The sequence below is a fragment of the Streptomyces sp. A0592 genome (assembly GCF_004795115.1).
In the GTDB taxonomy this organism is placed as follows: Bacteria; Actinomycetota; Actinomycetes; order Streptomycetales; family Streptomycetaceae; genus Streptomyces; species Streptomyces erythrochromogenes.
This window is the reverse complement of sequence record NZ_SSBM01000003.1, coordinates 281,199-293,103: the sequence shown is the minus strand read 5'-3', so window position 1 is coordinate 293,103 and position 11,905 is coordinate 281,199. Positions and strand designations below refer to the sequence as shown.

Genomic DNA, 11,905 nt, shown 5'->3' with positions numbered 1-11,905 from the left:
AAAGGTTCGGTTGATCCACAGCCGTATCTCCCAGGGGGGACCAGTACATGACATCTGCCCGCGCACTGCCAGCAGTGGCTCTGACCGTGGCACTCGGCCTCGCCGGCGCGCAGCCGGCGGCCGCCGCCACGGACCCGGCGGCGCCCGCGGTCACGGCGCCCCGGACCGTCCCGGCCCCCGGCTTCGCCGGCGAGGGCCTGTCCTCCGACTGCTACACCGACCCGTACTCCGGATCCGGTGCAGGCTGGGTCGGACTGAACGACGTCACCACCCGCGTCACCGCCACCTCCCCGTCCGGTGCCCAGCTCCGCACGACGTTCCAGCTGTGGGACACCTCGTACGGGGGTGCCCAAACGGAGCAGTCGACCTCCTGGTCCACGTATCCCGAGGTGAGCGCAGTCGTCTCCCGCGACCTGCTGAAGGACGGCGGCCAGTACGCGTGGCGCGCCCGCGCCACCGACGGGAAGCTGACCGGTCCGTACTCGGCGTGGTGCCACTTCCGGGTCGACCACACCCCGCCGACGGCCGAAGTGGCCACGGACACGTCTCCCAAGAAGGTCGGCCAGGAGGCGACGTTCACGCTGCAGGGCACCGACACCGGCTTCGGCTCCGGGACGGCCTGTGCCCGCTGGCAGGACACGCCCGTCTTCAGCGTCGGCTGGACGTGCGCGGACGAGGCGACCGACCTCCGCATCGTGCGGCTGACGGACGGCGCGGCCGACATCAAGGTCAAGCCCGCCGCCTGGGGCACCCAGTCCGTCCACCTCCAGACCATGGACAACGCGGGCAACGTCTCCCAGCCGGCCCGGCTGGACTACTACGCGCAGCCGAGCACCGCCCCCGCCTCCTTCGGCGACATCGACGCCGACGGCAGGCCGGACGTGCTCGTCCCGGACGCCGCGGGCAACCTGCGCAAGCCCGGTTCGACTCCGCCGGCCGCCCCGAACGCGCGGGCCGGGGCCGCTCCCGGAGAGAGCGGGAGCTGGGCGGACGTCCAGTACACCCACCGCGGCACCCTGGGATACCAGCAGGTGGACGACCTGCTGGCGCACGCCCCCGGAGACCCGTACCTGTCCCTGTACCGCAACGACGGGGCCGGCCGCTTCACGGGGCGGGCGCCGATGACGGTCGGCAAGCCGGGCGTCTGCCGCGACGCGCAGCGCCTGACCATCGACTGCGGCGAGCACGGGCTCGGACCGGACTGGTCGCAGGTCACGCAGATCGCGGCCTACGGCTCCCCGCGCGGCGACAGCGCAGTCAACGGGATCCTGCCCGGCACCTCGGTGCTGTTCGTGGAGAACGGTCGCCTGTGGCTGGCGGAACGGGGCTTCGGCAGCGACCTGAACGACGAGGCCGTCCTCCTCTCGGGCAACGACACCCGCTGGGCCGGCTACGAACTGCTCACCCCGGGCCGTGCCCAGGGGACCGACTTCCCCACCCTGTGGGCCCGCTCGGTGAAGGACGGCACCGTCCGCGCCCTCTCCATCACCGGCACCCCGGCCGCCCCGGTGTTCTCGGCCTTCGCCGACCCGGCCGCCGGGCCGGTCCTGACCACCCTGGCCCCCGCCGGGCACCCCCGCGTCGGCGCCGACGGCGACCTCACCGGAGACGGCCTGCCGGACCTCTGGTCCGCGGACGCCGCCGGCCGGGTCACGGTCTTCCCGGGTACGGGGACGGCCGCCCCGCACCCGACGGTGACGGGCTTCGGCCCGGCCGCCTGACCGGCGGGGATCCCGACAGGGACCAGGTCGTCTCTTTCGGATCTTGTCGGTCGGGCCCGCGTCGTCCGGTAACGCGGCCGGGTGCGGTGCCGGGCGGCGCGGGCCCGGCAAGATCCGGAAGAGACGGCCTAGGCCAGGCCGTCCTGCTGCAGGCCGGTCAGGACGGCCTGGCCGAGGGTGTGGACCGCGGACTGGGGGCGGACCATCACGGTGAACTCCTTGATCCGGCCCGCCTCGTCGAAGTGCAGCATGTCGATGCCGTGGATCTGCTTGCCGTCCACCGTGGCCCGGAACGGCAGGACCGCCGCCGGGGCCTCGGCGCCGTCCGCGCTCGTCTCCGTCGCGCCGTCGAAGTGGCCGACGTAGCGCAGGTCCTCGAAGACGCGCAGCAGGACCCCGAAGAGGCCCAGCACCATCGGCCGGCCCTCGAAGGGCCGGAACTTCACCGGGCTGTACAGCCTGATGTCCTCGGTGAACAGGTCCCCAAGCGCGGCGAGGTCACGCTTCTCCACGGCGGCACGGAAGCGTTCGGCGGTCTCCGTCACGGACTCCACGGCTCCTCCTACTGATACTCAAGGAATTGACTAGTCAGTTTCGTGAGTATCATGCGGGGGAGCACGAGGAAAAGGGAAGGGGCAGCCGCGATGGCCTTGCGACATGCCGTACTGGCGGCGCTGCTGGACGGCGAGTTCAGCGGCTACGAGCTGGCGAAGTCCTTCGACATCGGCGTCGCGAACTTCTGGCACGCCTCCCCCCAGCAGCTCTACACCGAGCTGGCCAAGCTGGAGAAGGAAGGCCTGGTCGAGGGCCGGCAGGTGGTGCAGGAGACCCGGCCCAACAAGCGCCTCTTCCAGGTCACCGACGCCGGCCGGACCGAGCTGGAGGAGTTCGCGGCCGCCGCGTCCAAGCCCTCCGTCATCCGCGACGACCTCCTCGTCAAGGTCCAGAACGCCGACCGGATCGGCACCGCGCCGGTGATCGAACAGCTGGAGGAACGGGCGTCCGCGGCCGACGCCAAGCTCGAACTCCTCGGCAGGGTCCTGCGCAAGATGCGCGGCGACCTGGACGAGGAGGAGTTCCTGCTCCGCGGCGAACGCATCGGCGGGTACCTGACCTGCCTGCGCGGCATCGCCTTCGAGCAGGGCCACCGCGACTGGTGCCGCCGCAGCGCGGCGATCCTGCGAGAGAGGCGGACCACCCGTGCCGAGCACTGAGTACCGGCGCTACGTCGCCCTGGGCGACAGCCAGACCGAGGGCCTCGGCGACGGCGACGACACCACGGGCCTGCGCGGCTTCGCCGACCGGTTCGCCGGACACCTCGACGCCGCGCGCCCCGGCCTGCAGTACGCCAACCTCGCCGTGCGGGGGCGGCTCGCCGGCCAGGTCCGGGCCGAACAGCTCGGCCCCGCCCTGGCCCTGCGGCCCGACATCGCCACCGTCGTCGCGGGGGTCAACGACGTGCTGCGGCCGCGGTTCGACGCGGCGGAGGTCGCCGGCCACCTGGAGGCCATGTTCGCCGCGCTGACCGCCGCCGGGACGCACGTGGCCACCGTGACCTTCCCCGACCTCGGCCGGATCGTGCCGCTCGCCCGGCCCCTCGTGCCCCGTCTGGCCGAGCTGAACGACCGCGTCCGCGAGGCGGCCGCCCGGCACGGCGTCGCCGTCGCCGAGACCGCGCTGCCGGAGGCCGTCGCCGACCCGCGGATGTGGACCACGGACCGGCTGCACGCCAGCTCCCTCGGCCACGAACGCATCGCCGCCGCCCTCGCCCACGCCGTCGGCCTCCCCGGCAGCGACGACACCTGGACGCACCCGCTGCCGGCGCAGGCCGCCGCCGCGCCCGGGGCGGCCGTCGCGGCCGAACTGCGCTGGGCGGCCGCCTTCCTCGGCCCCTGGCTGGGCCGCCGCCTGCGCGGCCGCTCCTCCGGCGACGGCCGCACCGCCAAACGCCCCGACCTGCTGCCATTTGCGGACGGCGGCGCTGCCGGCATTTGACCCGACGCGCCGGGCCACCCGTCACGAGGAGCTCCCGACGTCACCCGGTCGGACCCGCGGCCGACTGCCTGCGGGTGGGCACGACCGTGCCATGGATCGCGGTGGCGATCGCCGCCGCCTCGACCCTGATCTGGGTCACCATCCGGCCGGGCCGACCGTCGCTTCCCGGCCTGAGGAAGACAGGACGGAGGGCGCCGGTTACAGCTGGCCCTTCCGGGTCATGCTGAGTGCCTTGCGGTATACCTCTGGCACGCGATAGCGCTCAGTTTTGTCCCGGGGGCCCGACACGGCTTCCAGCAGCCCGACGTCGCGGGCGAGCCGCACGAGATCAGGTGAGGCGTCTTCGAGCTGCTCGGCTGGAAACGGAGTGGACCCGATTCGCCGCAACTGGGCCAACAAAGGATCGAGTTCAGGAAACTCATCGCGCTGGAGTGCGTCCAACGCCGACGAGCTGACCTCGTCCAGGGACTCCACCAAGGCGCGTGGACGGATGATGGAGCGGGAGTAGCGATTACCGGCTTCGAAGCCACGTTCCAGGCTAACGGCCACTGTCATCATCTGGGCCAGCGCTCGCGGAGCATGATCGCCGTTGGCGTCGGCGAGCCGGGACCAAACCCAGTTGTCGGTGTAGGCGGTGCGACCACCCGACACCCGTTCACTCGCCAGAATTACCCAAGCATTGCGGACGAACTCCTCTGGCCAGTATTCGACGGGAGTGTCCTCAAGGCGGAAACCTGGCTTGTTCAGGCGTGACGTCACCAGCTGCTTGAACGCAGTTGACCGCCACGCCTGTTTGATGGCGATTCGGAGATAGTCCGTCTTGTTGGACCAGCTTAGGCGGGCTGATCGGGCACTGAGGTGAGACTTGTTGGGCACACTTACTTCACGCCAAATATCTTCGCGGAGAAGGACCTTGAATTTTAGGCGGCTCAACTGAGGGCCGAGCGACCCCACCATGGTGAGCAGGCCAGCGACACCCTCATTTCGGCGCCTACGACTTCTCTCGGTGTTTCCAAATCCTGTGTCCAGCGCGTCGAACAGCAGGACGTGGTCGGCTGTCAAGCTGCTGTCGATGTCTTGGAGCCATTCACCAATGAGTAGAGGAGCCTGCGATACGGAGAGCAGTGCCCGCACGTCATTGAGTAGGTCTGTCTTCAGATATTCGCCGCCTCCTGCCGCATGCCCGATGGGAGCCGCTGCCCAGGTCGGCTGGGGGGCGCCTGGAAGGTTCTGGTGAATGGCCAGCCCGATGAGTACCGGCCACACCTGCCGCCACTCCATTCCCTTGCTCTGCAGCTCGTCCTCGAGCAGCTCGTACACATCCGCATCAGGAGTCCAGCTCTGGTGTGTGTCCAATCCAGGGGGGCTCGTGACAACGATGGCTGTCGGAGTCTCTGCCAGCTTGCGGAACACCGCCGTCTTGCCGGTTCCCTTGCGCCCGATGACAACGACGGTGTCCAGGTCGAGCGCACGGTCTACGTCCGATGTGCTCAAGAACGTGTCGTGAAGCTCGTTCCACTCCTGGTTCTCAGCGGTCTCCCCGGCGAACTGGAGCGAGGCGAGGACCTGCTCCTTACTCGGCTCCGCGTACTTCTCCTCTTCACGCTCTCCAAGAGCGTCACGAGGTTCTACGAGGCCGGTGATCCAGTCAGCTACGACGGCGAAGTCATCGGCACCCTGTACTCGCATCACGGAATCCGAGGCTGCCAGGCTCTCCTGGTAGCCGACCACCTGGACAATTTCCTCAAGCGCCCCGAAAGCTGAACCGCCGGAAGTGTTGCGTGCTACGGACAGCCATTCCCTGATCCAGTCCTGCGCGCGTTCGGCGTAGAGCTCTCTGACTTCGGGGGTGGCCGGAACCGGCGAGACCACGAAGCGAACCTCGGGCGTGAGCTGGCTTTCCTGAGTGGACCGGCGGGAACTGGCAGCGAGCAGGGCTCGGGTGAGCGCTCGAGTGCCAGTTCGCGCCTGGGGGTGTGGATAGAAGGCGATGACGTTAATGTCGGATACGTCGAACAAGAGCGGGGCAGCAAGGGGGCTGATTCCGGTCCGCGAATCGATCAGTACAACGTCGGGACGCTCTGCGAGCTCAGAGACCGCCTCCACGAGGAGTCTCAGAGGATTGACTTCATCCTGCCCGTACCAGGCCGTTGGGTCGAGGTGGGAGAGCAGCCGGGCATATTCTGGACCGGGGCAGCCGGCGGGAAGCAAGAACAGTCCGACCTCTTCGGTGACGCGCATAACATGCTCGTCGAGTGCTCCGATTTCACCGGTCATCTCGGCCTGTGCCAGCAGAGGTACGACGCCGATTCCCTCGGTGACGCTATCTTCCACGTCGAATAGCGAGGCCAGGCCAGGGGCCTCAAGATCCATGTCGATGCAAAGCACGGTCAGGCCCTGGTCGGCGATAATGCGCGCGGCGTGTGCCAAGGCGGTCGACCGGCCGACGCCGCCACGTAGGGAATAGAACGTCGAAACAACCGGCGAGGGCAGCGTCCCGTAGTCCTCAGAGGGAAAGCGCACCGTGATCGCGTCAGCCCGTCCGTTCGCCAGAGCTTCGGGCCACAGGGGCAACTGATCTGCTGCAGGAGCAGCGTTCAAGTCTTCAAGTTCGATGAACGTCGCCTCTTCGGGTGTGAGCAGGTCGTACCGGACGATGTCCGCGTCCGGTAGGACGGCCTCGATCCGCTCCCGTCGGGCACGCGGTGTCAGCCCGGCGAATGCAACCGAGATCGCCATGACCCGGATCCCGGAGAAGGGGTCTGCGCTCACCCGAACCTGGCCACCCAGGGAGCCTTGGAGGGCGTCCTCGATGCGGGCGATGTCGTCAGGTTGTGTCACGGCGTTTTCCTCCTCTGCCCTTTCGTGCGACGGCGCAGTTGTTTCGCGCACCAGCTCACGAACCGATTTGCGGCTTTGATCTCGTCCTCGATGCGTACATCCTCCGGCAGGGCCGGCTGGTAGCGCAGTCCGACATCGCGGTCCGTGAGGAAGCGCCGTACCTCGGGCGGTAGAACACTGGGGCTGAAGCCCGCATGCATCAGGATGGCCATAACGTTGTGCCCGTCTCGACCTCTCGGGACGGTACGCCCTTGCGCCACGCACAGAGCCTTGGCAAAGCACTCAGCTGTGAAGCCCAGGTAGTAGAGGCAAGCGACCTGCCGCTCGGCCAGATGCAACTGCACCGCGTCCGAGCGGCGCTCCAAGGCCACGTCCTCCCAGTCCTGCGGCGTGCGCGGATCCTCGTACAAGCCGTCTCCCCCCATGCTGAACCGTACGAGTCCACTTTAGGGTCGGGGCCGGGGTCCTTTGTGTGAGATTCGGAATGGCTTCAGTCGAACCAGCGGTCCCGGGCCAGTTCCGCCGTGCGGGACGGGTCCTCCAGCAGCGCCGCCACCTCGAAGCGGCGCGGCCACTGGCCCGCCGACCAGGCCAGGCCCGCCGCCACGCCCTCCAGCGTGGACGCGTGGAGGGTGCCGTCGGGCGTGCGCCGCCAGTCCAGTTCCGTGCCGCCGGCGACCAGTTCCTCGTGCTCGAAGTACGTCACCGGGGTCGCCGGACCCAGCAGCACCCGCACCGACTCCGGCACCTCGTGCTCCTCGCCCGGCGTCGTCACCTCCGCCGGCACCGTCTCCGACAGCCGGCGCACCTGCAGCAGCTCCGCGAGGTCCGCCGCCCGCACCGGCGACACCGGCAGCAGCGGCAGGCCCGCCGCCAGCGGCAGCAGGTCAGGGGCGTCGGCGATCACCGCGTCCGCCGCGTCCACCACCAGTACCTCGCCGTCCACCACCGCCCGCAGCTCGTCCGGCAGCGTCACCTGCTCGGGGTCGAGATCGGCCAGCGCGCCGTACAGACCGTGCAGCTGCCGGTCCGTCACCTCGCGGTCCGGGTCGGCGAGCCGGCCCAGCAGCTCGGCCGCACCACCGGGCTCGTCCAACAGGGCCGGCACGGTGGTCCGTACGCCCAGCGCCCGCAGCACCTGCTCGTCCTCGAAACCGGTGGCGTCCGCCGAGGTGTACAGGCCCTCCAGCAGCGGGTCGCCGCCCGCCGCGCGCAGGCCCGCCGGGCGGCGGCCGTCCAGCACGGGGTGGTCGCGCAGCCACCACGCCGTGTACGGGCGCACCGACTGCGTCGTGCCGTCCGGCAGCAGGATCCGCACCGGCTGGGTGAGCGCGTCCCGCAGCGGCGGCTGCGCCAGCATCGCCAGCACCTGCGGCCAGCAGTCGTCGTCGACGAGGTCCAGGTCGCGGACGGCGACCAGCTCGGTCGCCACCGGCGGGACGGGCAGGTCCGGCAGCTGGTCCAGCACGTCCTCGCACCACACGTCCACCGCGTCCAGCAGCCCCGCGTCGTCCGGCTCGGCGAAGTCGCCCTCCCGCGGCTCCAGTTCGTCCGGGTCCAGGACCACGTCGGTGGCGCGCACCAGCTGGAAGGACGCCAGGACCCCGCAGGCGGTCAGCGGGGCCCCACCCCACCGCTCGGCCAACTCGGCGTCCACGTACGGGACCTCGTCCTCCCGGATGACCGCGGCCAGCGGCGAGCCCGGCAGCAGCAGTTCGCCCGCCGGGGTCAGCTCCCCGTCCTCGTCCGGCAGGGCCAGCGCACCCAGCCACGGCTCGTCGCCCGGCGCCAGCTCCGCGTCGCGGACCAGCCCGAGGACCACCTCGGCCAGCTCGTCGGCGTCCAGGGTGTCGGCGTCCTCGTCCCAGATCTCCCCGGCGTCCAGGGAGGCGGCCACCGCGGCCCGCACCTGCGGGGTCGTCAGGACGGCGCGCGGGGTCGCCGGGAGGGAGCCGAGCTTCTCCAGCAGCGGGTGCGCCGCCTCCGGATGCGCCACCTTCAGCCCGAGCCGGGCCAGGTCCGCGGGCGTTTCCGCGTACGGCAGCAGGACGTGGCGCGGCCCGATCGTCGTGCGGCCGTCGGCGAGCGGCACGGGCAGCCCCGACAACCGGTCGGGGTCCACCCCGGCGAGGCTGTCGTAGAGCCGGTACCACCACTCGGGGGTCCGCTCGATGCCCGCGATCCGCTCGATGGCATCGCCCAGCGGGAGCCGGCCCACGCCCAGGGTGCGCAGCTCGGCGCGGCGCTCCAGGCCCGCCGGCAGCAGGGTCGGCAGGACCTCCGCCAGGACGCGTACGGTGTCGGCGCCCGCGCCCTCCACCACCTCGGCCTCGAAGGGGCGCAGGGCGCCCCGCTCCTCCGCGTGCTCGGGCGGTGCGGCCGGTGCGAGGAACGCCGTACGGGGCAGCCGTTCCAGCACGGCGGCCCGCAGGGCGCCGTCCAGCTCGCCCTTGCCGAGCGGGCCGGGGACGAGGTCCACGAGGCCGGTGCTCACCGGGTCCCAGGCGCCGAGGAGTTCGGCGTACGCGTCGGCCGCGCGCTCCACGAGGAAGTCGGTCAGCGGCCCCGGCGCGGGGTGGCGGCGGCTGGTGTCCAGCGGCAGGGTCGCGATGAGCAGCGCCGGGATGCCCAGGGGCTCGTCGGTGGGCGTCGGGGCGTGCACCACGGGAGCGGTGGTCGGGCGCAGCGGGGCGCCGTCGGCGTCGACGGGCACCGCCCACGACACCGCCCAGGCGGGCCGCAGCCGCTCCTCGACGGGCCGGTCGGCGAGGAGCGCCCGCTCGATGGCGCCGCCGTGGCGGACGGTGCGCCAGCGGCTGGTGCGCGTACCGGATTCGGTGGTGTCCTCGACGACGGTGTACGCGCCCTCGTCCCGGCGGCCCAGGGTGCGCGAGCCGGCCGGGGTCTCCACGACGATCTCGCACAGTCCGGGCAGGGTCAGCAGCAGGGCGTCGTCGATGCCCGCGAGGAGCCGCTCGACGAGGTCCTCGGCGGCGGTGTCGCGCAGCGGCAGGACCACGACGGTGTCGTAGCCCTCGGGGGCGGTGCCCTCGGCGGGCAGCGGGAGGCGCAGCAGCGGCACGTGTCCGTCGCGGCGGCGCAGTTCGTCGCCGAGGCCGGGGCTGCCCACGGAGGCCTCGCGGGCGAGTTCGCGGGCCTCGGCGAGGGACCAGCGGACACCGCCGTGGCGGCCGAGCACCGCCGGTTCGTCGCAGACGGCGAGGACGGCGGCGAAGCCGACGCCGAAGCGGCCGACGCTCTCCGCGGCGGGTTCCCGCTTGGCGGAGGCCCGCAGGGTGCTCAGGGACTCCACGCCCGTCGCGTCCAGCGGGGCACCGGTGTTGGCGACGGCGAGCAGCGCGTGGCCGCCCTCCCCCTCGTGGAGGGTGATCCGCAGCCGGCCGGGCACCTTGGCCCGGGCCGCGGCGTCGGCGGCGTTCTGGGCCAGTTCGACGACGAGCCGGTCGCGGTAGCCGCCGAGCGACAGGTCCTCCTCGGCGTTGGCGTCCTCGCGGAACCGGGCCGGGCCGGCACCCCAGGCGTCGAGCACGCCGCGCCGCAGCCGGGCCGTGCCGAAGGGGTCCACGCCGCTCTGGGCCGCCGTCACTCGCACGCTCACGCCGCTGCCTCCAAGAATCGCCCAACGAACTCCTGAAGGTATCGCGTGCGGGGCTACGCCTTGCCCGTGAGGTGGGCGAACACGACGACGTCGGAGTCCCAGTGGCGGTCCTTGGCGAGGTTGCCGCCGCAGGTGATGAGGCGCAGTTCGGGCCGGCCGTGGGTGCCGCCGTAGACCTTGTCGGTGGGGAAGGCGTCCTTCTTGAAGGTGTCGATCGCGTCGACCGTGAAGACGGCGGTGGTGCCGTCCTCGCGGTGGACCTCGATCCGGGCGTCCTTCTTCAGCTCCTTGAGGCGGAAGAAGAAGGCGGCGGGGGGGGGGGGGCCATGTGGCCGACGATCGCGGCGGCGCCCGCCTCGCCGGCTGGCTCTTTGCCCAGATTTTTGGGACCAAAGTCCCGCACCGCACCGCACCGCACCGCACCGCACCGCACCGCACCGCACCGCACCGCACCGCGCCGCGCCGCGCCGCGCCGACGCCGGAAAGGCCGAAGCCCCCGGTGACGAGCAGTCACCGGGGGCTTCGGCAGAGCCGGATGTACGAAGGTCAGAGCTTCTCGATGACGTAGTCGATGCAGGCCGTCAGCGCCTGCACGTCCGCCGGGTCGATCGCCGGGAACATCGCGATGCGCAGCTGGTTGCGGCCGAGCTTGCGGTACGGCTCGGTGTCCACGATCCCGTTGGCGCGCAGCACCTTGGCGACGGCCGCCGCGTCGATGTCGTCCGAGAAGTCGATCGTGCCGATGACCGCGGAGCGCTTGTCGGCGTCGACGACGAACGGCGTCGCGTACTTGGACGCCTCCGCCCAGCCGTACAGGTTGCGCGCACTGGCCGCCGTACGGCCCGTGGTGAACTCCAGGCCGCCCTGGCTGTTCATCCACTCCAGCTGCTGGTCCAGCAGGAAGAGCGTGGCCAGCGCCGGAGTGTTGTACGTCTGGTTCTTCAGCGAGTTGTCGATCGCCGTCGGCAGCGAGAAGAACTCCGGGATGTGCCGGCCCGACGCGTGCACGCGGGCCGCGCGCTCCAGCGCCGCCGGGGAGAACGCCGCCAGCCACAGCCCGCCGTCGGAGGCGAAGGACTTCTGCGGCGCGAAGTAGTAGACGTCCGTCTCGGTGATGTCCACCGGCAGGCCGCCGGCGCCCGAGGTCGCATCCACCAGAACGAGGGACCCGGCGTCCGCACCCGCGACCCGCTTGACCGGCGCCGCGACACCCGTCGAGGTCTCGTTGTGCGTGTACGCGTACACGTCCACGCCCGCCTCGGCCACCGGCTCGGGGTGCGTGCCCGGCTCGGAGGAGATCACGGACGGCTCGTCCAGCCACGGCGCGAGCTTCGCGGCCTTGGCGAACTTCGAGGAGAACTCGCCGAAGGTCAGGTGCTGGGACTTCCGCTCGATGAGGCCGGCGGTCGCGACGTCCCAGAAGGCGGTGGAGCCGCCGTTGCCCAGGATCACCTCATAGCCCTCGGGGAGGGAGAAGAGGTCCCGGATGCCTTGGCGCACCGATCCGACCAGGTTCTTGACCGGGGCCTGGCGGTGTGAGGTTCCGAGCAGGGAGGTACCGGTGGCGGCGAGGGCGTCCAGCGCCTCGGTCCGCACCTTGGAGGGGCCCGCGCCGAAGCGTCCGTCGGCGGGCTTGATGTCAGCGGGAATCTGGATCTCAGCCACGAGCGGAGCGTATCGGGTCCGGGTCCACGCTCCAGAAGCGCGTCCACCGGATGAGACGCGGCGC

Annotated in this window: 9 protein-coding genes; 3 read left to right on the top strand and 6 right to left on the bottom strand. The window is 71.2% G+C overall.

The features are described from left to right. The first annotated feature begins 47 nt into the window (after nt 1-47). Nucleotides 48-1,721 (top strand): VCBS repeat-containing protein, encoded by a 1,674-nt coding sequence (locus E6U81_RS06680; RefSeq protein ID WP_136229144.1) that lies wholly within the window; start codon nt 48-50, stop codon nt 1,719-1,721. Between the two features lie 128 nt (nt 1,722-1,849). Here the strand turns inward: E6U81_RS06680 and E6U81_RS06675 are convergent, their stop codons facing one another. Further along, a complete protein-coding gene (locus E6U81_RS06675) occupies nt 1,850-2,266 on the bottom strand; it encodes a nuclear transport factor 2 family protein (protein WP_136229323.1) in 417 nt (138 codons plus the stop codon). A 99-nt stretch (nt 2,267-2,365) separates the two neighbouring features. Here E6U81_RS06675 and E6U81_RS06670 point away from each other — a divergent pair, with 99 nt between their 5' ends. Together E6U81_RS06670 and E6U81_RS06665 are read left to right on the top strand one after the other, a co-directional pair. Beyond that, a complete protein-coding gene (locus E6U81_RS06670) occupies nt 2,366-2,935 on the top strand; it encodes a PadR family transcriptional regulator (RefSeq protein WP_136229143.1) in 570 nt (189 codons plus the stop codon). Further along, nucleotides 2,922-3,716: an SGNH/GDSL hydrolase family protein gene (locus E6U81_RS06665; RefSeq protein ID WP_136229142.1), complete on the top strand. Its 795-nt coding sequence runs from the start codon at nt 2,922-2,924 to the stop codon at nt 3,714-3,716. The genes E6U81_RS06670 and E6U81_RS06665 overlap by 14 nt, the downstream gene beginning before the upstream one ends. 198 nt (nt 3,717-3,914) lie before the next feature. Here E6U81_RS06665 and E6U81_RS06660 read toward each other — a convergent pair whose 3' ends face one another. The 5 genes from E6U81_RS06660 to serC all read right to left on the bottom strand — a co-directional run bounded on the left by E6U81_RS06660 (nt 3,915) and on the right by serC (nt 11,841). Further along, nucleotides 3,915-6,557, bottom strand: coding sequence for a CpsD/CapB family tyrosine-protein kinase (locus E6U81_RS06660; protein WP_136229141.1), 2,643 nt, complete (start codon nt 6,555-6,557; stop codon nt 3,915-3,917). After that, nucleotides 6,554-6,967 carry a hypothetical protein gene (locus E6U81_RS06655; protein ID WP_136229140.1) on the bottom strand — a complete coding sequence of 138 codons (414 nt, stop codon included), beginning with the start codon at nt 6,965-6,967 and terminating at the stop codon, nt 6,554-6,556. Before E6U81_RS06655 ends, E6U81_RS06660 begins: the two co-directional genes overlap by 4 nt. A gap of 80 nt (nt 6,968-7,047) precedes the next feature. Beyond that, entirely contained in the window at nt 7,048-10,176 is a 3,129-nt protein-coding gene (locus E6U81_RS06650) for a molecular chaperone Hsp90 (RefSeq protein WP_206309860.1), read from the bottom strand. A 53-nt stretch (nt 10,177-10,229) separates the two neighbouring features. After that, nucleotides 10,230-10,589 carry a sortase gene (locus E6U81_RS06645; protein WP_240803684.1) on the bottom strand — a complete coding sequence of 120 codons (360 nt, stop codon included), beginning with the start codon at nt 10,587-10,589 and terminating at the stop codon, nt 10,230-10,232. A gap of 133 nt (nt 10,590-10,722) precedes the next feature. Further along, entirely contained in the window at nt 10,723-11,841 is a 1,119-nt protein-coding gene (serC, locus tag E6U81_RS06640; RefSeq protein ID WP_031158295.1) for a phosphoserine transaminase, read from the bottom strand. Between the last annotated feature and the right edge of the window lie 64 nt (nt 11,842-11,905).

Excerpts from the sequence above, each read along its gene's own strand:
- E6U81_RS06680 (WP_136229144.1), top strand. The coding sequence starts at position 48 with ATGACATCTGCCCGCGCACTGCCAGCAGTGGCTCTGACCGTGGCACTC.
- E6U81_RS06670 (WP_136229143.1), top strand. The coding sequence starts at position 2,366 with ATGGCCTTGCGACATGCCGTACTGGCGGCGCTGCTGGACGGCGAGTTC.